We start from the raw sequence: 22,025 nt of genomic DNA on the forward strand, positions 1-22,025 counted from the left end.
AAAAGATGGGACAACTTGTAGACGGCGTCTGGCAGGATACCTGGTATGACACCAAATCAACCGGGGGACGTTTCAAACGTTCTGTTTCGGCCTTCCGTAACTGGCTCACCGCCGACGGCGCGCCTGGCCCAAGCGGCGAAGGCGGCTTTGCGGCGGAGAAAGATCGTTACCACCTCTATGTTTCTCTGGCCTGTCCGTGGGCGCATCGCACCCTGATCGTCCGCGCCCTGAAGGGGCTGGAATCGCTGATCCCCGTCTCGGTGGTGCATCCGCTGATGCTGGAGAACGGCTGGACTTTCGGCGATGATTTCCCGGCGGCCACTGGCGATTCACTCTATCACCACGATTTTCTCTACCAGCTCTACCTGCGCGCCGATCCTCACTACACCGGCCGCGTTACCGTTCCGGTACTGTGGGACAAGAAAAATCAGACCATCGTCAGCAATGAGTCAGCCGAGATCATCCGCATGTTTAACACCGCGTTTGATGCCCACGGCGCCCGGGCAGGCGATTTTTATCCGCCCGCGCTGCGCGATAAAATTGATGACCTGAATAGCTGGATTTACGACAACGTGAACAACGGCGTCTATAAGGCCGGGTTTGCCACCAGCCAGGAAGCCTACGACGAAGCCGTGACCAATGTTTTTGCCTCGCTGGAGCGACTGGAGCAGATCCTCGGCCAGCACCGCTATCTCACCGGCGACCAGTTGACCGAAGCCGATATCCGTCTGTGGACCACACTGGTGCGCTTTGACCCGGTTTACGTGACCCACTTCAAGTGCGACAAACACCGGATCAGCGATTACCTCAACCTGTACGGATTCCTGCGCGACATCTATCAGATGCCGGGGATTGCGGAGACGGTCGATTTTGACCATATCCGTAACCATTACTATCGCAGCCATAAAACCATTAATCCGACGGGCATTATCTCCATTGGCCCGTGGCAGGATCTGACTGAACCGCACGGGCGCGACGTCCGCTTCGGCTAAACCTCAGGGGCGCTTTTCTGGCGCCCTTTACCCCCCTTTTTTTCCCGTCTATGCTTTAGTGGATCGCTTAAAAAACAAGTGATTAATTGCTGCGGAGGCCACAAGAAATGGACTGGTATCTGAAAGTACTGCGAAATTATATCGGGTTTAAAGGGCGCGCCCGCCGCAAAGAGTTCTGGATGTTTACTCTGGTGAACTTCATTCTGGTTTGTGTGCTGGGGCTGATCGACAAAATGCTGGGCTGGGAGCGGGCTGGCGGCGAAGGCATTATCACCACCGTGTATGGCTTGCTGGTACTTCTGCCATCGTGGGCCGTGCTCTTTCGTCGGCTGCATGATACCGATCGTTCGGCGTGGTGGCTGCTGCTGGTGCTGATCCCGGTGCTCGGCTGGATCATTATTCTGATCTTCAACTGCCAGCGCGGAACGGAAGGTGAAAACCGGTTTGGGCCGGATCCGTTGCTAAACCGCTGAGGCACTGCCCGGCGGCGCTGTGCTTGCCGGGCCTACAATAGACATTACTTCTGGGTAAAGAGCTTCTGGATCTCGCGCAGACACCAGGATTTGGCCTCGCCCATGCTGTCACGACGCCACGCCATAATAATATCCACTTCACTGGTGTATTCCGGGCTTACCACCCGCAGCCGCCCTTCGGCAATATCTTTCTCAACGAACGGATACGGCATGGTTGCCACACCCAGCCCGGCCAGCAGCGCCTGACGCTTATCTTCCAGGGTGCTGACGGTGAGGCGCGGCTGTTTATCAAGCAACTGAACGGTTAATACCGGGCGCTCGCGGGCGGTATCGGCCACCGCCACGCCGCGGTATTTTACGCGGGTCACTTCCGACAGCGGCTCGGGTTCCTGATGAATCGGATGATCCGGTGCGGCGACATAGACATTCATCACGGTATAGAGCTTGCGGGAGTTGATTTCGGACGAGGAGCGGAAGTGCATATCCGGCGCGATCACGATATCAGCCCGGCCCTGCTCCAGGCGCTCCCATGCCCCGGCAAGCACCTCGGTGATAATAGAAAGCTGGGTATTGGCTTTTTCTGCCAGGCGATCCACCAGCGGGTAGAGCGCAGTGGTGGGTACCAGCGCTTCGGTGACCAGCGTCAGATGCGTTTCCCAGCCGCGGGCCAGCGCTTCGGCGTCGGTAGTCAGTTTATCCGCCGCTTCCAGCAACACGCGCCCGCGCTCCAGCAGCATGCGTCCGACATTGGTGAATTTTGTTCGATGACCAGAGCGGTCAAACAGCACCACATCCAGCTCTTCTTCCAGTTTCTGCATGGTGTAACTCAGGGCAGATGGCACGCGCCCCAGTTCATCCGCTGCTGCGGCGAAGCTACCGCGTCGATCGATCGCGTCCATCACACGCAGTGCTTCAAGGGTCAATGCTCTCTCTTTAGCCATGGTGTTCTCATTCAGGAAATTTGAACATACCGGGCAGAATATCTGGCTAACAATGCAGCGTCCATACCTTTACCATTGTTTTAGTGTAAAGAGAGGTCAAGTTTTATGATTACGACAAGAACAGCTAAACAGTGCGGACAAGCCGATTTCGGTTGGCTGCAGGCCCGCTACACCTTTTCCTTTGGACACTACTTTGACCCGAAACTGCTGGGCTATGCCTCTTTACGTGTACTGAACCAGGAGGTACTTGCACCCGGAGCGTCGTTCCAGCCGCGTACCTATCCAAAAGTGGATATCCTGAACCTCATTCTTGAAGGCGAAGCAGAGTATCGCGACAGCGAGGGCAACCATGTCCAGGCGAAAGCCGGTGAAGCATTGCTGATAGCCACCCAGCCAGGTATCAGCTATAGCGAACATAACCTCAGCAAAGATAAGTCGCTGACACGGATGCAACTGTGGCTGGATGCCTGCCCGGAGCGGGAAAATCCGCTGCTCCAGAAGATCGATCTGCTGGATGCCAAACAGCAGCTGCTGGCCTCGCCGGATGGCAGCGCAGGCAGCCTGCAGCTCCGCCAGCAGGTATGGCTGCATCATATCGAGCTGGATAAAGGGGAGCGTCTGAGTTTTCAGCTGCATGGCCCGCGCGCCTACCTGCAATCTATTCACGGCACGGTACATGCGCAAACGCCCGCTGAGGAGCGCGAAGCGCTGACCTGTGGAGATGGTGCGTTTATTCGCGACGAGGCGAATATCACCCTGGTGGCTGACACGCCGCTGCGTGCACTGTTGATCGATTTGCCGGTCTGAACAGGCGGCCTCTCCCTGCACAAGGAGAGGCCGCTATTTCAGGCGACTTTCTCCGCCATTATCTCAATGATCTGTTTATCCGTTGCCTGCATCGAACGGCATGCGAGCGAGCACAGATTGGCGATGGACTGTTCAACATCGTGCGCCACAATCCCTTCATTGCCGGTCACGGCGCAATCATCAAGCGCCATCATTACCGATTTCCAGGCACTGCTGACGCTGGTTGAGACTTTCATCGCGCAGCTGTTCGATGCTCCATCGCAGATCATTCCGCTGACGTCGCCAATCATACTGCTGATTGCCATCTCAATTGCCTTATAGCCCCCGTCCAGCAGCCATGCCATACCGGCTGCCGCCCCCATGGCCGCGGTCGTCGCAGCGCACAATGCCGACAGGCGAGGAAGCTGGTAATGGATATAAATCGCCGACAGGTGCGAAAGCATCAGCGCCCGCGCCAGTTTTTCTTCATCAACCTGAAGATATTCCGCCACGACCAGAACTGGCATCGTTGCCGTGATCCCCTGATTACCCGAGCCGGAATTGCTCATGGCGGGCAGTGTCGCGCCGCCCATTCGGGCATCTGACGCGGCGCTGGTGCGGATGATTATCTCCGATCCTAACCCCTGGTCGATAAAGCCACGCGCCTGCTGTCTATGCAACGTCGCGCCAATATGGAGTCCCCATTTGCCGGTTAATCCCTCCCGGGAGAGCGCGTCGTTTAGATGCCCGGCTTCCAGGATAAAACGAATGGCGGAAAACGGAACATGCTCGATAAACTCCAGGATCTGCGACAGCGACGTGTTCGACAGCACCCTCAGCGGATCGCCGCCAGAGCACTGCGGCTGCTCATCCAGCATAAAGCGTGTTTCGCCCTGATAGCTGATCTGCACGACCCGCGTATGCCCTCCCGCAATGGTGACGCTTGCCGATTCCGTCCCGGCATAGACAGTGGCGCGGGAATAGAGGATTTCGTCGCAGGGTTGCTGCAGTTTTACCTGCACGTTTCCTGCCGCCAGTAACGCTTTAGCGCGGGCAATCGCCTCGGGCGAAGCATCTTTTAACACCTCCAGCCCGCCCCGGGGATTACCCCCAATCGCCCCCAGCGCAGCCGCAACAGGCAGGCCAACCATGCCGGTACCCGGTACCGTTACACCCAGCCCATTTTTCATTAAATTCGGTGAAACCCACGCCTCAATTTGCGTAATGTCTCCGCTTAATTGTTCAGCCGCGATGGCACAGGCCAGCGCCAGCGAGACAGGCTCTGTACATCCCAGGGCAGGTTTAACCTCTTCCTGCACCGCGTGAATAAACAGGTTCCATAGAGGGTTTATTTGCTCAGACATCGTTACGACCTTTATTGCACATCAGGAAAAAGCGAGGAAAGGAGAAACACAAAGCAGTAGCCCGGTGATAATAATAATCACCAGCGACACGCCTTTGTATTTATGCAGCGCAGGGACCTTGTAGACCAGCCACGCCGGAATTAAACAGCCCACCATGCCGAAAATAGGGCTGCAGATAGAGGTGAAACTCAGCACAGGCGCGTTTAATACAATGGCGCTCCAGGCAAGCAGTATGGCAAACACCATAATGCCGCGCTGTACGGTAGTTTCATTGATTTTATCCGCCGGAAATTTGCGGCGCAGGATATTCATCACGATGCCTTGCGTCGCTTCACGAAAGCCGAGATAGACGCCAAAGAAAGCCGTCATCACAGCGAAGATATTCAGAATAACGCTGACGATTTTTACCCAACCCGCGCCATCACCGCTAATAAACTGCGCAGCAATTGCCAGGGCGGAAATATTCTGTTCATAGGCTTTGACCGCTTCCTCATGCCCCATCGCCAGGGTAAAAGAGACCGCGTAGAAAAAGACCGTCACAAACAGAATGCCAAACGCAATATTCATTGCCCGCAGGGCTTTGTACCGTGCCACTTCGATCGATTTTGCGCGGGAGCGGTAGGAGATCACCATTGGGCTTAGGGTCTGAATGAACAGAATAGAGGTGAGAGTAAACGGCAGGGTAATAATGGCGTTCTTGATCAGCAGCCCCATCGGCGGCAGCGTGCCAACATTATAGAGGTGCCACATGCCAATCATTGAGACTCCCAGTGCCGCCACCACCAGCAGTTTGGTGAGCACCATCAGGCTGGAGACTTTAAACAGCAGTTTTTCACCCCGGGATGAGATCGCCACCAGGATACAGATCAGTAATAAGCCATAGAACGGGTTTTCTGACAGCAAACCGTCCGTCACGCCGAAGGTATGCAGATAAGAGGCGCTGTCATTGGTGATCGCCGTGGAATAAACAAACATCCAGATGACCAGCATGACAAAATAGAGCGCTCCTAACAGAATGCCCCAGTTTTTACCCAGATAACCGCTGATCACGCTCGGGTAATCTTTGCACTCCGGTGATTCCGCCAGCGTATTAATAAACAGGCGCTGAAAGAGATACATCGCCGGATAACCAATGATGGAAGAGAGCAGAAAAACCCACAGGCCCATTAATCCCACCTGGACCGGGAGAAAAACAATACCGGCACCGATTGCCATGCCGATACTCATGATTATCCAACCGGTGTCATTGCTGTCGAATTTAATTGCTTCTTGCCATTCACTCTCGCTCATTCCAGCCCGTCTTGCTGCCGGTGAGTCATTCACAATTACGCTATTATTTGTCGCCGTATCCATTAGGCTCTCGCTTATTTTGTAGGGTAAACAGTTATTTTTTATGGATATCTGCTCATCAGCGATAATGAGCCAGAGAGGTGCAGGCGTTTGTTATTGGTGTGGAAATATCATATCCGGAGAGGAAGAGAAAAAAATCACAACGTTAGTGTGGTTTTTGACTGAAAAAAGAATAAATTACTCTTTTGAAAAAAGAAGCGGGACGATTTTTCTCATTGTGACGCGCTTCAAGGAATAAAAAACCCGCGACACGCGCGGGTTGTTGATCGCTGGTACGTTACTGACACCAGAAAGCAAAAACCCCGCCGAAGCGGGGTTTCTAAAGAGTTGAAGCTGACCGATAAGCCGCGTTCTTTTTGGTATAGCGTCGTTGGACAGTCATTCATCTCAACCGCTACGTAGCAAAAACCCCGCCGAAGCGGGGTTTCTAAAGAGTTGAAGCTGACCGATAAGCCGCATTCTTTTTGGTATAGCGTCGTTGGACAGTCATTCATCTCAACCGCTACGTAGCAAAAACCCCGCCGAAGCGGGGTTTTAGTAATAAGTTGAAGCTGACCGATAAGCCGGGTTCTGTCGTTGGACAGTCATTCATCTAGGCCAGCAATCGCTCACTGGCTCAAGCAGCCTACCCGGGTTCAGTACGGGCCGTACCATGTGAACCCCTATTTGGCCTTGCTCCGGGTGGAGTTTACCGTGCCACGGACTGTTACCAGCCGCGCGGTGCGCTCTTACCGCACCCTTTCACCCTTACCTGATCCCACTTGCGTGGGCCATCGGCGGTTTGCTCTCTGTTGCACTGGTCGTGGGTTTCCCCCCCAGGCGTTACCTGGCACCCTGCCCTATGGAGCCCGGACTTTCCTCCCCTCCGCCTGTCTCCCCCGAAAGGGACGACGACGAAGCGGCGACTGTCTGGTCAGCTTCGGCGCGCAGTATAGAGGGTTTGCGCCCCGCTGTCACCCTTCGGTGAGCATCCCTACCCGCAGGGTGGCGGCAATATTGCGCGAAGCGCGATAAATATTGTCAAACGCGCCGCGGAACGCCTCTTCCAGGGTGCTGATACTGGTCAGGACGCTGAACACCGCGTCGATGCCATACTGGTGCACAATTCCGACGTCGCTGGTCAGGCTGCCGGCGATGCCGATGACCGGCTTGCGATATTTACTGGCGACGCGCGCCACGCCCACCGGCACTTTGCCGTGAATACTTTGACTGTCCAGGCGTCCTTCGCCGGTCACCACCCAGGTGCAGTCGTGAATATGCTCTTCGAGATTCAGCGCCTGGGTGACAATTTCGATGCCGCTCTTCAGCTCCGCACCGAGGAATGCCATCAGCGCGGCGCCCATGCCGCCTGCCGCACCCGCGCCAGGGACATTTTTGACATCAATACGCAGCGCGGTATGAATCACATCGGCGTAGTGAGAAAGATTGTTGTCGAGTTCGACGATGTTGGCTTCTGTCGCCCCTTTCTGCGGGCCGAAGATGCGGGAGGCACCCTGCTCACCGATCAGCGGATTGCTCACATCGCAGGCCACCCGGATCGCGCAGGTTTTGAGACGCGGATCGAGAGCCGAAATATCAATATTGTTTAACGCCATCAGGCTGCCACCGCCGTGGCCAATTTCGGTGCCGTTGGCATCGGTCAGTTTTGCCCCCAGCGCCTGAACCATCCCTGCGCCGCCGTCGTTGGTGGCGCTGCCGCCAATCCCGATAATGATATTGCGCGCACCTTTATCGAGTGCCGCGAGGATCAGCTCGCCCGTCCCGCGGGAGGTGGTAATCAGCGGGTTGCGCTGTGCCGGAGGAACCAGTGCCAGTCCGCTCGCCGCCGCCATCTCAATAAATGCCGTCACACCATCGCCGGAGATCCCCCAGCAGGCATTGACGGTTTCGCCCAGTGGCCCCGTCACTACTGCATGCTGCATCGTGCCATTGGTGGCGGCAACCATCGCTTCAACCGTGCCTTCCCCGCCATCCGCCACGGGAACCGAAACATACTCTGCATCGGGAAAGATCTCCCGAAAGCCTTTTTCTATCGCCTGCGCTACCTCGGTGGCAGACAGGCTTTCTTTGTAAGAGTCAGGGGCAATTACGATTTTCATAGTTATAGCCTGTTACCGCTTGAGGCAAAAATAGCGGGCGCGTTCCCGCGCCCGTCTTTGTTAGCGAGAGACTTCCACTTTCGCCAGTTTTTCGTAATAGCAGGCAATGGCGCTGTGGTCGGCCGTTCCCAGCCCGTCGGCACGCAGGGCCTGCATCATCTCCATCACCGCCGCGGTCAGCGGTAGCTGGGCCCCCACGCCGTGAGAGGTATCCAGCGCGTTCGCCAGATCCTTGATGTGCAGATCGATACGGAAACCCGGTTTGAAGTTACGATCCATCACCATTGGCGCTTTGGCATCCAGTACGGTGCTGCCCGCCAGGCCGCCACGGATCGCCTGATACACCAGATCCGGGTTAACGCCCGCTTTGGTCGCCAGAGTCAGGGCTTCAGACATCGCGGCGATGTTCAGGGCCACAATCACCTGGTTTGCCAGCTTGGTGACGTTACCCGCGCCAATCTCACCGGTGTGCACCACGGAACCGGCCATCGCTTTCATCAGGTCGTAATATTTGTCGAAGATGGCTTTGTCGCCGCCCACCATCACAGAGAGGGTACCGTCGATAGCTTTCGGCTCGCCGCCGCTCACCGGCGCATCCAGCATGTCGATGCCTTTTGCTTTTAACGCCTCGCTGATTTCACGGCTGGCCAGCGGCGCAATAGAGCTCATGTCGATCAGCACAGTGCCCGGTTTGGCCCCTTCGATGATGCCGCCTTCGCCCAGCGCCACCTCTTTCACGTGCGGGGAGTTTGGCAGCATGGTGATGATCACATCGCACTGCTCAGCAATGGCCTTTGCCGTGGCGGCCGTTTCTGCGCCTGCGGCGATCACTTCGGCAATGGCTTCCGGGTTACGGTCTGCAACCACCAGTGAGTAACCTGCTTTGATGAGGTTTTTACTCATTGGTTTACCCATGATACCCAGGCCAATAAAACCAACTTTCAGTGTCATAATTGCGTCTCTCTTTATTCAGTGGTGGTGATTATTTCTTGAAGGAATCCGCTAACTTCTGGGTGGCGGAGCGGAACACGCCAAGATCGCTGCCAACGGCAACAAAGGTTGCACCCCACTCCAGATAACGGCGGGCATCGGCCTCAACCGGCGCCAGAATGCCGGACGGCTTACCGTGCGCTTTGGCGCGGGCAAAGATATGTTGGATGGCGCGCTGCACTTCCGGGTGATTTGCGTTCCCCAGATGACCAAAGGCGGCCGCCAGGTCGCTTGGACCGACAAAGATGCCGTCTACGCCGTCAGTGGCGGCGATCGCATCGACGTTATCCACGCCCTGCTGGCTCTCAATCTGCACCAGGATGGTGATGTTCTTGTTCGACTGGGCGAGGTAGTCCGGCACGGTGCCAAACATATTGGCGCGATGGGAGACTGACACGCCGCGAATGCCTTCTGGCGGATAACGGGTGGAGGCCACCGCCTGCACCGCCTCTTCGACGTTTTCCACAAACGGGATCAGGAAGTTATAGAAGCCAATATCCAGCAGGCGCTTGATGATCACCGGCTCATTGGTCGGCACGCGAACCACCGGCGCGCTATGGCTGCCTTTCAGCGCCATCAGCTGCGGGATAAAGGTGGTGACGTCGTTCGGCGCATGTTCACCGTCCAGCACCAGCCAGTCAAAACCTGCCAGCCCCAGCACTTCGGTGCTGATTGGGCTTGCCAGCGCGGACCAGCAGCCGATCTGAATCTGATGTGCCGCGAGGGCCGCTTTAAATTTGTTCGGGAAAATATCGTTACTCATCGCTTATACCTTTGCTTATTTCTGCAATTCCATACGTTTGATGTCGCCCACTACGAATAGGTAGCAGAACATCGCCATCAGCGCAGAACACCCTACGAACAGCAGTGCCGCGTTGAACGAATGCAGTTCACTGACCAGATAGCCAATCACCAGCGGAGTGACGATTGACGCTACGTTGCCAAAGACGTTAAACACACCACCGCACAGGCCAACAATCTCTTTTGGTGCGGTGTCAGATATGACCGGCCAGCCCAGGGCACCAAACCCTTTACCGAAGAAGGCCAGCGCCATCAGCGCGACCACCAGCGTGGTGTTGTTGGTGTAGTTGCATAGAATGATTGAGGAGGCCAGCAGCATACCCAGCACGATCGGCAGCTTACGCGCCAGGGTAATCGACTTGCCTTGCTTAATCAGGTGATCCGAGAATACGCCGCCCAGTACGCCGCCGGCAAAGCCGCACAGTGCCGGAATCGATGCCACCAGGCCCACTTTCAGAATCGACATCCCCTTCTCCTGCACCAGATAAATCGGGAACCAGGTGAGGAAGAACCAGGTGATGGTGTTGATAAAGTATTGCCCGAAAAATACGCCCAGCATCATGCGGTTAGACAATAACTGTTTGATGTAATGCAGCTTCGGACCGCTGGCCGCTTTGTCGCCTGGCTTTTTGTGGTCCATATCGACCACCGCGCCGCCCTCCTTAATGAACTTCAGCTCATCGGCGCTTATGCCTGGATGGTCGGTCGGGTTATGAATAAACTTCGCCCACATGCCGGTGAGCACAAAACCAATCACACCCATTACGGTGAAAACATGTTCCCAGCCCCAGGCGAAGGTCAGCCAGCCGAGCAGCGGGGAGAAGAGCGCCAGCGAGAAATATTGCGCGGCGTTAAAAATAGCCGATGCCGTACCGCGCTCTTTGGTCGGGAACCAGGCCGCCACGATACGGGCGTTAGCCGGGAAGGATGGCGCCTCGGAGAAGCCGAGCATAAAGCGCATAAAGAACATTGAAACGCCCGCCCACGCCAGCGGGAAGAGATCGACAAACCCCTGCAGGAAGGTGAACAGCGACCAGAAGAAGAGGCTATACGTATAGACCTTTTTCGAACCGAATTTGTCCAGCAGCCAGCCGCCGGGGATCTGCATCAACAGATAGGCCCAGCCGAAGGCGGAGAAGATGTAACCCATCGACACGGCACTTAATTGCAGCTCTTTGGCGACTTCCGTACCGGCAATAGAGAGCGTGGCGCGGTCAGCGTAATTGACCGCAGTAACAATAAAAATGATGAGTAATATTAAATAACGGGTGGGGACACCCTTTTTAGTTTCAACGGTAGTATCCAGCAACATATTTATTTCCTCTGGTACATCAATGAAATTATTTTTATTGTTTTAAGAAAGAGGCAATCCTGATTATTTTGCTAATTAGAGATAATTGCGGTTAATTAACCGAATCCATGAAAGCGTTAATGAGTATAATCAAGCGCCCACCACCACGCATTGTAGCATTGCTCAATTATCAATTTCATTGTGAATATTATTTTGAGCATATGCACAAACCCTTGGGCGCTGATGCACAGATTTCGCCATTGCTCCCCTTATGGGCAGGCCACCGTCATAAATGAGTGAGCGCGATCACATTATTAATTCCCCATGCCTGACATTCTTTATTCCACTGAGCAGAGTCTTTATTTTTTATAACAAGAAAATATAGTTACTCTTTGATCAATTAATTATCCCCCACGCGCTGGAGAATACTGGACAATGGCCGACATCGAAATTCGTCAAACGTCGCCGACCGCGTTTTATATTAAGGTACATGAGACCGATAACGTGGCGATTATTGTTAACGATCAGGGGTTAAAAGCCGGAACGCGTTTCCCGGACGGACTTGAACTCATCGAGCATATTCCACAGGGCCATAAAGTGGCGCTGGTGGATATCCCGGCGCAGGGCGAAATCGTGCGTTACGGCGAAGTCATCGGCTACGCCGTGCGCGCCATCCCCCAGGGTAGCTGGATTGATGAGTCGCTGGTCGCCCTGCCGGAAGCCCCGCCGCTGCACACCCTGCCGCTGGCCACCCGCGTACCGGAGCCGCTGCCTGCGCTTGAAGGCTACACCTTTGAAGGTTATCGCAATGCGGACGGCAGCGTCGGCACCAAAAACCTGCTCGGCATCAGCACCAGCGTGCATTGCGTGGCGGGTGTGGTCGATTATGTGGTGAAGATCATCGAACGCGATCTGCTGCCAAAATACCCCAACGTCGACGGCGTGGTGGGTCTGAACCACCTTTACGGCTGCGGCGTGGCGATCAATGCCCCGGCGGCAATTGTCCCTATCCGCACCATTCACAATATCGCCCTGAACCCGAACTTCGGCGGCGAAGTGATGGTTATCGGCCTCGGCTGCGAGAAGCTGCAACCCGAAAAGCTGCTCCAGGGCACCGAAGATGTGCAGGCGATCCCGGTGGATGACGCCAGCATCGTGCGTTTGCAGGACGAGCAGCATGTCGGCTTCCGGTCGATGGTGGATGACATTCTGCAGGTCGCTGAGCGCCATCTGGCAAAACTGAATCAGCGCCAGCGTGAAACCTGCCCGGCCTCTGAGCTGGTGGTGGGGATGCAGTGCGGCGGCAGCGACGCCTTCTCGGGCGTGACCGCCAACCCAGCAGTGGGCTATGCCTCAGACCTGCTGGTGCGCTGCGGCGCCACGGTGATGTTCTCCGAAGTGACCGAAGTACGCGATGCGATCCACCTGCTGACACCGCGCGCCATCAACGAAGAGGTGGGCAAACGCCTGCTGGAGGAGATGGCCTGGTACGATAACTATCTCGATATGGGCAAGACCGACCGCAGCGCCAACCCGTCGCCGGGCAACAAGAAAGGCGGCCTGGCGAACGTGGTGGAAAAAGCCTTGGGCTCCATCGCCAAATCGGGCAAGAGCGCCATCGTTGAAGTGCTTTCCCCGGGTCAGCGCCCGACAAAACGTGGCCTGATCTACGCCGCTACGCCCGCCAGCGATTTCGTCTGTGGTACCCAGCAGGTGGCCTCCGGGATCACCGTTCAGGTCTTCACCACCGGTCGCGGCACCCCGTACGGCCTGATGGCGGTGCCAGTCATTAAAATGGCGACCCGTACCGAGCTGGCGAACCGTTGGTTTGACCTGATGGATATCAATGCAGGCACTATCGCTACCGGCGAAGAGAGCATTGAGGACGTGGGCTGGAAGCTGTTCCACTTCATCCTCGACGTGGCGAGTGGACGTAAGAAGACTTTTTCCGATCAGTGGGGATTACATAACCAGCTGGCGGTATTTAACCCGGCACCGGTGACCTGAGTTTGCAGTAAACCTCTTTTAGCATGGCTCCGGCCATGCTTTTTTTGCCTTTCGTTCTGGCAGATGCTCAACATTTCGAAGGTTTGCATATCAGAAGTAATATCGTCTGACGGGACAAGCGCAGCCTATCTTAAGACCTGCCAGTACCCACCTTTTCTGGCACCGACCCGTTGTACCTTACCCTTGCTTTGTAATGCGCTAAGGTAGCGTTCTACCGTACGGGAGGTTACACCGAGCATTGAGGCCAGGGTGGAAGCTGTCATCTTTGGCTGGGCAATCAAAAGTTGCAGGATGGCGTCCTCTTTTTCCGACATTTGTTCCGACATTTGTTCCGACATTTGTTCCGACAATGCATGCGGGGTTGAGATACTTTCACGCAGCGCATCGGCAAGATTTTGTAGCATAAATTCTACAAAAGCCGTGCAGTCGCTGGCTTTATCACACTGCCCAAGGATGGCGTAGTACCGCTCTTGCTGAAAGTGGATCAGCGTTTCCACCGGCAACCAGGCCAGCTCGGCACGCCAGTGGCTGAGGATAAGAGTCTGCCAGAGACGCCCCATACGACCATTACCGTCGGCAAAGGGATGGATAAATTCAAATTCATAGTGGAATACAGAGCTGGCGATCAGCGGGTGCAAGTCTGTGGCATTAAGCCAGCCAAGCAGCTCATCCACCAGACGAGGTACCTGAGACGCAGGAGGTGCCATATGCACCAGTTGGTTACCACGATAGATCCCGACATCCCCCTGGCGCAGTTGCCCGGGATTATCTACGAGCCCCTTCATCAGGAGCCGATGGGCACTCAGCAAATCTTTCAGGCGACTGGCTTGCCAGATATTCAGGTGCTCGTAGGCCTGGATGGCGTTTCTGACTTCCTGAATATCTTTTGCCGGGGCCAGCACCCGCTTTCCATCCATAATTGCGGTCACCTGCCCGGTGGTCAGCGAATTATGCTCGATGGCTAACGACGCTGGATAGTACGAATACGATTCTCTTTACGCAGCAGAGGTGAAGCTCGCCCCGTATAAGCAGCCCAGTGTCCCAGCAATTCTCCCGTTTCAACCACCAGATTAAGGATTGCAGACGTAATCGTAAAAGGCGGTTGATAACGGCTCACGAGCTTACTCTCCCTGCTGCTCCAGCGCATATTTATACAGCGCGTTCTTTTTCACGCCGTGGATCTCTGCTGCCAGCGCGGCCGCTTTCTTCAGCGGTAGCTCGGCCTGCAACAGCACGAGGGTGCGCAGGGCATCCGCAGGCAGGGCGTCCTCTTCGGCCTTGTGCCCTTCGACAATCAGCACCATCTCGCCCTTACGGCGGTTTTCATCCTCTTTCACCCATGCCAGCAATTCGCCAACCGGCAGGCCGTGGATGGTCTCCCAGGTTTTGGTCAGCTCACGGGCCAGCACCACGTAACGCGCCTCTCCCCAAACGGCGACCATGTCTTCCAGGCTCTCCAGCAGACGGTGGGTTGATTCGTAGAAGATCAGCGTGCGCGGTTCGGCTTCCAGCGCTTTCAGCACGTCGCGACGACCTTTGGATTTGGCGGGCAGGAAGCCTTCGTAGCAGAAGCGGTCAGACGGCAGGCCCGCCGCGCTCAGAGCAGCAATGGCGGCGCACGGTCCTGGCAGCGGTACGACGCGAATGCCCGCCTCGCGGCAGGTGCGAACCAGGTGATAACCCGGATCGTTAATCAGCGGCGTACCGGCATCGGACACCAGGGCGATGTTCTGCCCCTCTTTCAGCTTTGCCACCAGCGTCTCGGCCTTTTGCTGCTCGTTATGGTCGTGCAGGGCAAACAGGCGGGCATTAATGGCGAAGTGTTGCAGCAGCAGGCCAGTGTGGCGGGTATCTTCAGCCGCAATAAGATCAACGCTTTGCAATACGGTGAGTGCACGTTGGGTAATATCAGATAAATTCCCGATAGGAGTAGGTACAATATATAGCTGACCCTGAGAATTATCTGCCGTTTCGTGTTGTTTCATTGTTTCATCCGTATTGCCGATTTAATATTAAGCATTGCGTAAAAAATATCACTGGATACAGTATGGTACCCTTAACGTTTTTTCATAATAAAGCCACGCGCAGCCTTCCGCTGGTGCTGGCAGCCCTGTTCTTTGCAGGCTGTGGCACACAGGCGCCCGATCAAAGTGCTGCCCACATGGAGGGTACAGCCCAGGCTGACTCCGGCTTCTATCTGCACCAGATGGAGCAGAGCTCGAATGATACCAGGATCAACTGGCAATTACTCGCCATTCGTGCACTGCTGAAAGAGGGTAAAACCCAGCATGCCACCGATCTGTTTAACCAGTTGCCGCAGGATCTGACCGATACCCAACGTCGCGAGCAGTCGCTGCTGGCCGCAGAGCTGAAAATTGCGCAGAACGATGCTGCCGGCGCGAAGACTATCCTCGGCAATATCGACATCAGCGCGCTGGATAAAAATCAGCAGGCGCGTTTCTGGCAGGCCGGTATCGCCGCCGAGCAGGGTCGCCCTTCCCTGACGCTGCTGCGGGCGTTGATCGCCCAGGAGCCGCTGCTCTCCGCTGCCGAAAAACAGAAAAATATCGATGCCACCTGGCAGACGCTCTCCGCCATGAATCCCGATCAGGCCAATGCGCTGGTGATTAACGCTGACGAAAATATCCTGCAGGGCTGGCTGGATTTGCAGCGCGTCTGGTTCGATAACCGCAACGATCCGAATATGCTGAAAGCCGGAATTAAAGACTGGCAAACCCGCTATCCAAATAACCCGGGCGCAACCATGCTGCCAACGCAGCTGGTTAATGTACAGAACTTCAAGCCAGCCTCCACCAGCAAAATTGCTCTGCTGCTGCCATTAGGTGGCCAGGCCGCCGTCTTTGGCCGCACGATCCAGCAGGGTTTTGAAGCGGCGAGAAACGGTACTGCCGCCGTCGCGGGCAGCGCGATTCCCGCCCAGGTCGCCCAGGCCGCTAATGCCAGTGATGTGGTGAGCCCGTCCAGTGCCGAAACCAACGATCTGACCGCGACCCAGCCTGTCGCTGCTCAGCCAGGCACGCTCCAGAATCCGGTGCAGGCCCCTGCCACTCCGCAACCTGTCGCCGCGCCGGAAGACAACGTGCAGGAAAGCAACGCGCAGGAGCCGGTGCAGACTCCGGTCACGACACAAGAGACGCAGACCGTTGCCCAACCACAGGCCATGGGTAACCCATCTGCTGAGATAAAAGTGTATGACACCAGCAACCAGCCGCTCGATCAGGTGCTGAATCAGGTGCAGCAGGATGGGGCCAGCATCGTGGTCGGCCCGCTGCTGAAAAACAACGTGGACGAGCTGGTGAGAAGCAACACCCCGCTGAACGTGCTGGCGCTGAACCAGCCGGAGCAGGTGCAGAATCGCCCTAACGTCTGCTACTTTGCCCTGTCGCCAGAAGACGAAGCCCGCGATGCGGCCCGCCATATTCATGAGCAAGGTAAGCAGGCTCCCCTGCTGCTCATCCCACGCAGCCAACTGGGCGATCGCGTCGCTAACGCCTTTGCCCAGGAGTGGCAACAGCTGGGCGGTGGTATCGTCCTGCAGCAGAAATTTGGCTCAGCCTCAGAACTGCGCGCGGGCGTGAACGGCGGAGCGGGTATTGCCCTCAGCGGTAGCCCGGTAACTACCAGCCTGCCACAGCAGCAGAGCGTGACGATTGGTGGCCTGACTATCCCGGCGCCGCCAACGGATGCGCAGATCAGCGGCGGCGGTAACGTCGATGCGGCCTATATTGTCGCCACCCCGGAAGAGATCGCCTTTATCAAACCGATGATCGCCATGCGTAACGGCAGCCAGGCGGGCGTGTCGCTGTACGCCAGCTCGCGCAGCGCACAGGGCACCGCAGGCCCGGACTTCCGTCTTGAGATGGAAGGGCTGCAGTACAGCGAAATCCCGATGCTCGCAGGGGCAAATCCAGAGCTGATGCAGCAGGCGCTCAGCAGCGTGCGTAACGACTACTCGCTGGCGCGCCTGTATGCCATGGGCGTGGATGCCTGGACGCTGGCGAACCACTTCACCCAGATGCGCCAGGTGCCGGGCTTTACCCTTAACGGCAACACCGGCGATCTCACCGCCACTCAGGATTGCGTGATTAACAGGAAGTTATCATGGCTCAAATACCAGCAGGGACAGATCGTTCCGGCCAGTTAACCCGCAAACAGACCGGCGACGCGCGCGAATTACAGGCGCGTCGCTGGCTTGAGCGCAAAGGACTGCGCTTTATCGCCGCTAACGTTCGCGGACGCGGCGGGGAAATTGACCTTATCATGCAGGACGGCCCGTCCATCGTGTTCATTGAGGTGCGCTACCGCCAGTCATCCCGTTACGGTGGGGCCGCCGCCAGCGTGACCCGGGCCAAGCAACAAAAATTGTTACACACCGCCCAGTTGTGGCTTGCCCGGCATAATGGCAGCTTTGACACTGTGGATTGCCGGTTCGATGTGGTAGCCTTCACCGGAAACGCCATCGAATGGTTCAAAAACGCCTTCGGCGAAGACGCGTAAATCAGATCGTTAAGGGATACCGTGCTCGAAAGAATTAAGGTTTGCTTCACGGAAAGCATTCAGACTCAGATTGCAGCAGCAGAAGCGCTGCCGGACGCCATCTCCCGCGCGGCGATGACGCTGGTTCAGTCCCTGCTTAACGGCAACAAAATTCTCTGTTGTGGTAATGGCACCTCGGCCGCCAACGCACAGCATTTTGCTGCCAGTATGATCAATCGTTTTGAGACAGAGCGCCCCAGTTTACCTGCCATTGCACTTAATACCGATAACGTGGTCTTAACGGCGATTGCCAACGATCGTCTTCATGATGAGATCTACGCCAAGCAGGTGCGCGCGTTAGGGCATGCCGGTGATGTCCTGCTGGCCATCTCCACGCGCGGCAACAGCCGCGACATCGTCAAGGCCGTGGAAGCGGCCGTCACGCGCGATATGACCATCGTTGCGCTGACCGGTTACGACGGCGGCGAGCTGGCGGGGCTGTTAGGTCCGCATGACGTTGAGATCCGTATTCCTTCCCACCGCAGCGCGCGCATTCAGGAGATGCATATGCTGACGGTGAACTGTTTATGCGATCTGATCGATAACACGCTTTTCCCTCACCAGGATGATTAAGGAGTAAACATGAAGGCACTTTCGCCCCTCGCAGTCCTTATTTCTGCGCTGCTGCTTCAGGGATGTGTGGCTGCAGCGGTAGTGGGTACCGCCGCTGTGAGCACCAAAGCCGCGACCGACCCGCGTACCGTGGGCACGCAGGTGGATGACGGCACCCTGGAGCTGCGCGTAAACAGTGCACTCTCCAAAGACCAACAGATTAAGAAAGAAGCGCGCATTAACGTTACGGCTTATCAGGGCAAGGTGTTACTGGCCGGACAGGCGCCGAATACCGAGCTTGCCTCCCGCGCGAAACAAATTGCGATGGGTGTAGAAGGGACGACCGAGGTATTTAACGAAATACGTCAGGGCCAGCCGATTGGCCTGGGTGCCGCCTCAAACGACACCTGGATCACCACTAAAGTGCGCTCCCAGTTGCTGGGCAGCGATCAGGTGAAATCCTCGAACGTGAAAGTGACCACCGAGAATAGCGAAGTATTCCTGCTCGGCCTGGTGACCGAGCGTGAAGGTAAAGCGGCGGCGGATATCGCCAGCCGGGTAAGCGGCGTGAAACACGTGACCACGGCCTTCACCTATATCAAGTAATCTCCCCTGCCCTCTGCCGTTGGCAGAGGGCGCTCATCCTTCTCCCTGCGCCTGTTCCCTGATTTTCGCCGACGGAATAATATTGACCCCTGCCGGTGCTGCACCCAGCGCCTCCTGCAGCATAACCTGCGCCACATCCCGCGCCTCGACAGACTTCCAGTTGCCGGGCAGCAGGCTGAACAGCGGGGAAAACAGCGACTCGCTGAAGCGATGCTTCTCCCGCTCCCCCAGCAGCATTGACGGTCGCACAATGGTCAACCGCTCCCACTTCTGGGCGATCAGGGCCTCTTCCATTTTGCCTTTCACCTTGTTGTAGAAGAACGGCGAATGCGCGTTAGCCCCCATGGCGCTCACGACCAGGAAATGCTTCGCCCCGAGTCGTTTGCCGGTCAGCGCAGTATCCACCACCAGCGTGTAATCGGCATGAATAAAGGCCTCTTTGCTGCCGGCCTCACGCCGGGTGGTGCCCAGACAGCAAAAGACGGTATCAACCGGATCCTGAACCTGTGCCAGCGCATCGGTCAGTTGCGGATCGTGGGGATTAAACACCCCTTCTATATCGCCCAGCGGGCGACGCGTCGGGGCGGCAATATAGTTGATCTTCTGCTCCTGAATTAGCATACGCAGCAGGTGCCCACCCACAAGGCCGGTCGCGCCGGTAATTAAAACCTGACTCATTACTCCTCCTTTGCAGATTAGTCCGTATGCGATTTCATGCCACTCAACCACACTTAGTGGTCTGAACGTTAAGTATTTACCACAAGCTGGAAAAAAGCTGTCTGAAGCCAAAACAACGGAGGAAGCATGAGCAAGAAAATTGCGGTCTTGATTACCGACGAGTTTGAAGATTCAGAATTTACTTCACCTGCCGAGGCGTTTCGTAAGGCGGGCCATGAGGTGATCACCATTGAAAAAGAGGCAGGCAAAACGGTAAAAGGCCATAAGGGCGAGGCCAGCGTGACCATCGATAAAACCATCGATGAGGTGAGCCCGTCTGACTTTGACGCCCTGTTACTGCCGGGTGGGCACTCCCCGGACTCGCTACGCAGCGATACACGTTTCGTGACCTTTACCCGGGACTTTGTCTCCAGCGGGAAACCGGTCTTTGCTATCTGCCACGGTCCGCAGCTGCTCATCAGCGCTGAGGTTGTGCGCGGACGTAAACTGACGGGCGTGAAATCGATCGCCATCGATCTGAAAAACGCCGGAGCCGATTTTCACGATCAGGAGGTAGTTATCGATAACGATCAGCTGGTTACCAGCCGGACGCCAGAAGATCTTATCGCCTTTAACCGTGAGGCGTTGCGCTTACTCGGCGCGTAGCCAGTGATGTTTTTTGCCAAAGCCTAACGTGTTGTCAGTGAACTTCAGTTCATCCAGACGGATCTCCCATACCGGAGCTGGCATGGCAGCGGCAACCGGAAAGCGACGAAGATAGTGCTTGCGCATCACGTCGCTTTCCTCCCCTTCCAGACGACGAATCTCCCCTTTGAACTGCACCCCGCGGATTAACGCCACGGTTTTGGGCTGCCCGTTGACGGTGCCTGCAACTTTCGCCTGTTTGCCGCTCATCTGCGCATGGCGGGTTTTGTCTTCGCTTAAGACGTAGAACGCGACGCGCTGCGAGTCATAATAGTAAAAGGCATTTGCACACCACAGCTCATCGTCATGGTGCACGCACCAGGTGACCACGTGCTGCTTCGCCAGCCAGCGGTTGATGGCGGCCAGAGTTTCCATTTCGCTTCTCTCTCATGCTAAGGTGCACTCACCTTAACATACTGAATCTGTCGCCGTGTGCTGGTTTCTCTATCTTGTTCGAACTGCTGATAATGCACTCTATACGGGCATCACAACCGATGTGCCGCGCCGCTTCCTGCAACATCAAACGGGAAAAGGAGCGAAGGCGTTGAGGGGTAAAGGAGAGCTGACGCTGGCGTTTTCCGCCGTCGCAGGGGATCGCTCCCTGGCCCTCCGGCTGGAATATCGCATTAAACAGCTCACGAAGCGCCAGAAAGAGCGCCTCGTCAGCGGAGACGGGTCGTTTGAGGCGCTACGCGAGAGCCTGCAAAGGCCGCCGGTTAAAAGCTATTGAAGCGATCGTGGTATTCCACCAGGCCGCTCACGCCGTTAAGCGCATCGTCGGCCAGACGGTGGACCTGGAAAGCCGACTCGGTGCCCGGCCAGCGGCAACGCAGATCGTAATGTGCCGCTTTCTCGAAGCCTAAACGGCTGTAGAAATCCGGATCGCCCAGCGTCACGACCGCGGCGTAGCCAAACTCATTGAGTGAATCCAGCCCTTCGTAGACCAGCTGGCGCGCCAGTCCCTGTCCGCGATAGTTTTCATCCACCGCCAGCGGCGCCATGCCGACCCACTGCAGCTCTTCGCCCTGCACGATGACCGGACTAAAGGCCACGTAGCCAACGACCTGACCTTCATCATCGGTGGCGACCAGACCCAGCGTAATCAGGCCGTCTTCACGAAGATCGTGAACCAGTTGCGCTTCACCTTCCCCTTCAAACGACCGGCGTAATAAGGCGTCAATACCCGGGGCATCGATGCCAATTTCTACTCGAATCAACATGGCTCACCTACAGAAGTGTGTTTACTTTCCGGCGGAGTTTTCAGACCCGCCTCGACAAAATCGGCCAGTTGCAACAGAGCCACGCGCAGCGGCTTCGGCATCTGTTCCAGTTCAATCGCATCCATCAGGTTTTTGACATACAGACCTAACTCGGTATCGCCTTCAATCACCAGACGGCGCTGGAAGAAGAGCGTGTCGGGATCCTGCTTGCGTGCCGCAATCATCAGCAGATCGCTGGCGTCAGCGCTGAAGCTGACATCCGCCTCGGCGGATTCGCGCACCACCAGCTGTTCATTTTCAACGGAGGTGTACCAGCGCAGACCAATATCGCGCACCTCGATACGTAACCAGCGCCCTTCGAGAAATTCCAGCTCGCCATCCGCCAGCGCCTGGCGGAATTGCCAGCTGAGCACCTGCTCCAGTACCTGACGCTTCAGGGCAAAGGGCGCGAGCTTAACCGGCACGCTCAGCAGCGACGGGCCAAATTGTACGAGACGTGAACGCAGTTTATCCAGCACGAGCAATACTCCTGATATCTATAGTCCTGATATTTTGCCATATCCAGTCGCCGGTATAGCGGGGTAAATCAACAAACTGACAACCGGCGTAACCCATTATTGGTGTCATCAATACG

Annotated in this window: 21 protein-coding genes, 1 other RNA gene and 2 pseudogenes; 10 read left to right on the forward strand and 14 right to left on the reverse strand. The window is 56.3% G+C overall.

Translation table 11 applies throughout. The features are described 5' to 3' along the window. The first annotated feature begins 5 nt into the window (after positions 1-5). Positions 6-992: a glutathione S-transferase family protein gene (locus C3406_RS07795; RefSeq protein ID WP_103824894.1), complete on the forward strand. Its 987-nt coding sequence runs from the start codon at positions 6-8 to the stop codon at positions 990-992. 107 nt (positions 993-1,099) lie between these two features. Then, the gene (locus C3406_RS07800) at positions 1,100-1,465 is read left to right on the forward strand and encodes a DUF805 domain-containing protein (protein ID WP_103824895.1); all 366 of its coding nucleotides are present in this window, start codon (positions 1,100-1,102) and stop codon (positions 1,463-1,465) included. Between the two features lie 44 nt (positions 1,466-1,509). Here the strand turns inward: C3406_RS07800 and yhaJ are convergent, their stop codons facing one another. Then, on the reverse strand, positions 1,510-2,406 hold the full coding sequence (yhaJ, locus tag C3406_RS07805; RefSeq protein ID WP_103177135.1) for a DNA-binding transcriptional regulator YhaJ: 897 nt from the start codon (positions 2,404-2,406) through the stop codon (positions 1,510-1,512). Between the two features lie 105 nt (positions 2,407-2,511). Here yhaJ and C3406_RS07810 point away from each other — a divergent pair, with 105 nt between their 5' ends. Next, on the forward strand, positions 2,512-3,213 hold the full coding sequence (locus tag C3406_RS07810; RefSeq protein WP_103824896.1) for a pirin family protein: 702 nt from the start codon (positions 2,512-2,514) through the stop codon (positions 3,211-3,213). A 38-nt stretch (positions 3,214-3,251) separates the two neighbouring features. Here C3406_RS07810 and C3406_RS07815 read toward each other — a convergent pair whose 3' ends face one another. From C3406_RS07815 to C3406_RS07850, 7 genes are all read right to left on the reverse strand, one after another. Then, positions 3,252-4,556 carry an L-cysteine desulfidase family protein gene (locus tag C3406_RS07815; RefSeq protein WP_103824897.1) on the reverse strand — a complete coding sequence of 435 codons (1,305 nt, stop codon included), beginning with the start codon at positions 4,554-4,556 and terminating at the stop codon, positions 3,252-3,254. 21 nt (positions 4,557-4,577) lie between these two features. Further along, positions 4,578-5,909, reverse strand: coding sequence for an SLC5/6 family protein (locus C3406_RS07820; protein WP_103824898.1), 1,332 nt, complete (start codon positions 5,907-5,909; stop codon positions 4,578-4,580). A 540-nt stretch (positions 5,910-6,449) separates the two neighbouring features. After that, positions 6,450-6,827: RNase P RNA component class A (gene rnpB / locus C3406_RS07830), an RNA gene on the reverse strand. Positions 6,828-6,859: 32 nt separating this feature from the next. Further along, positions 6,860-8,005 (reverse strand): glycerate 2-kinase, encoded by a 1,146-nt coding sequence (gene garK / locus C3406_RS07835; RefSeq protein WP_103824899.1) that lies wholly within the window; start codon positions 8,003-8,005, stop codon positions 6,860-6,862. A gap of 60 nt (positions 8,006-8,065) precedes the next feature. Continuing rightward, entirely contained in the window at positions 8,066-8,956 is an 891-nt protein-coding gene (gene garR / locus C3406_RS07840; protein ID WP_103824900.1) for a 2-hydroxy-3-oxopropionate reductase, read from the reverse strand. Positions 8,957-8,987: 31 nt separating this feature from the next. Next, positions 8,988-9,758 (reverse strand): 2-dehydro-3-deoxyglucarate aldolase, encoded by a 771-nt coding sequence (garL, locus tag C3406_RS07845; RefSeq protein ID WP_039031683.1) that lies wholly within the window; start codon positions 9,756-9,758, stop codon positions 8,988-8,990. A 15-nt stretch (positions 9,759-9,773) separates the two neighbouring features. Next, entirely contained in the window at positions 9,774-11,108 is a 1,335-nt protein-coding gene (locus tag C3406_RS07850; protein WP_103824901.1) for an MFS transporter, read from the reverse strand. A 414-nt stretch (positions 11,109-11,522) separates the two neighbouring features. On the opposite strand from C3406_RS07850, the gene garD reads away from it, so the two are divergent. Then, positions 11,523-13,094 (forward strand): galactarate dehydratase, encoded by a 1,572-nt coding sequence (garD, locus tag C3406_RS07855; RefSeq protein WP_103824902.1) that lies wholly within the window; start codon positions 11,523-11,525, stop codon positions 13,092-13,094. Positions 13,095-13,219: 125 nt separating this feature from the next. Here the strand turns inward: garD and C3406_RS07860 are convergent. Together C3406_RS07860 and rsmI are read right to left on the reverse strand one after the other, a co-directional pair. Next, positions 13,220-14,211: pseudogene (locus C3406_RS07860) on the reverse strand (Fic family protein). Between the two features lie 4 nt (positions 14,212-14,215). Then, complete coding sequence (gene rsmI / locus C3406_RS07865; RefSeq protein WP_103824903.1) at positions 14,216-15,079, reverse strand: 16S rRNA (cytidine(1402)-2'-O)-methyltransferase; 864 nt, start codon at positions 15,077-15,079, stop codon at positions 14,216-14,218. A gap of 62 nt (positions 15,080-15,141) precedes the next feature. Between rsmI and C3406_RS07870 the strand changes: the two genes are divergently transcribed. Genes C3406_RS07870 through dolP form a run of 4 tightly spaced genes read left to right on the forward strand, consistent with a single transcriptional unit; the run spans position 15,142 to position 18,809 of the window. Continuing rightward, positions 15,142-17,259 carry a penicillin-binding protein activator gene (locus tag C3406_RS07870; protein WP_103824904.1) on the forward strand — a complete coding sequence of 706 codons (2,118 nt, stop codon included), beginning with the start codon at positions 15,142-15,144 and terminating at the stop codon, positions 17,257-17,259. Beyond that, a complete protein-coding gene (locus tag C3406_RS07875; RefSeq protein WP_103177148.1) occupies positions 17,217-17,612 on the forward strand; it encodes a YraN family protein in 396 nt (131 codons plus the stop codon). The genes C3406_RS07870 and C3406_RS07875 overlap by 43 nt, the downstream gene beginning before the upstream one ends. A gap of 21 nt (positions 17,613-17,633) precedes the next feature. After that, entirely contained in the window at positions 17,634-18,224 is a 591-nt protein-coding gene (gene diaA, locus C3406_RS07880) for a DnaA initiator-associating protein DiaA (RefSeq protein ID WP_032614385.1), read from the forward strand. A 9-nt stretch (positions 18,225-18,233) separates the two neighbouring features. Continuing rightward, complete coding sequence (gene dolP / locus C3406_RS07885) at positions 18,234-18,809, forward strand: division/outer membrane stress-associated lipid-binding lipoprotein (RefSeq protein WP_103177149.1); 576 nt, start codon at positions 18,234-18,236, stop codon at positions 18,807-18,809. A gap of 33 nt (positions 18,810-18,842) precedes the next feature. On the opposite strand, the gene C3406_RS07890 is transcribed toward dolP, so the two are convergent. After that, entirely contained in the window at positions 18,843-19,487 is a 645-nt protein-coding gene (locus C3406_RS07890; RefSeq protein WP_103824905.1) for an NAD(P)H-binding protein, read from the reverse strand. A gap of 126 nt (positions 19,488-19,613) precedes the next feature. Between C3406_RS07890 and C3406_RS07895 the strand changes: the two genes are divergently transcribed. Then, entirely contained in the window at positions 19,614-20,132 is a 519-nt protein-coding gene (locus C3406_RS07895) for a type 1 glutamine amidotransferase domain-containing protein (protein ID WP_103824906.1), read from the forward strand. On the opposite strand, the gene C3406_RS07900 is transcribed toward C3406_RS07895, so the two are convergent. Beyond that, complete coding sequence (locus tag C3406_RS07900) at positions 20,118-20,546, reverse strand: YhbP family protein (protein WP_103824907.1); 429 nt, start codon at positions 20,544-20,546, stop codon at positions 20,118-20,120. The two genes, C3406_RS07895 and C3406_RS07900, sit on opposite strands and share 15 nt — an antisense overlap. A 14-nt stretch (positions 20,547-20,560) precedes the next feature. Here C3406_RS07900 and C3406_RS07905 point away from each other — a divergent pair. Then, positions 20,561-20,901 (forward strand): annotated as a pseudogene (locus tag C3406_RS07905) (GIY-YIG nuclease family protein). Here the strand turns inward: C3406_RS07905 and C3406_RS07910 are convergent. Next, positions 20,888-21,391: a GNAT family N-acetyltransferase gene (locus tag C3406_RS07910; protein ID WP_103824909.1), complete on the reverse strand. Its 504-nt coding sequence runs from the start codon at positions 21,389-21,391 to the stop codon at positions 20,888-20,890. The pseudogene C3406_RS07905 and the gene C3406_RS07910 overlap by 14 nt on opposite strands. After that, the gene (ubiT, locus tag C3406_RS07915; protein WP_103824910.1) at positions 21,385-21,909 is read right to left on the reverse strand and encodes a ubiquinone anaerobic biosynthesis accessory factor UbiT; all 525 of its coding nucleotides are present in this window, start codon (positions 21,907-21,909) and stop codon (positions 21,385-21,387) included. The genes C3406_RS07910 and ubiT overlap by 7 nt, the downstream gene beginning before the upstream one ends. Positions 21,910-22,025: the final 116 nt, after the last annotated feature.

It is taken from the genome of Leclercia sp. LSNIH8 (assembly GCF_002920195.1).
Taxonomy (GTDB): domain Bacteria; phylum Pseudomonadota; class Gammaproteobacteria; order Enterobacterales; family Enterobacteriaceae; genus Enterobacter.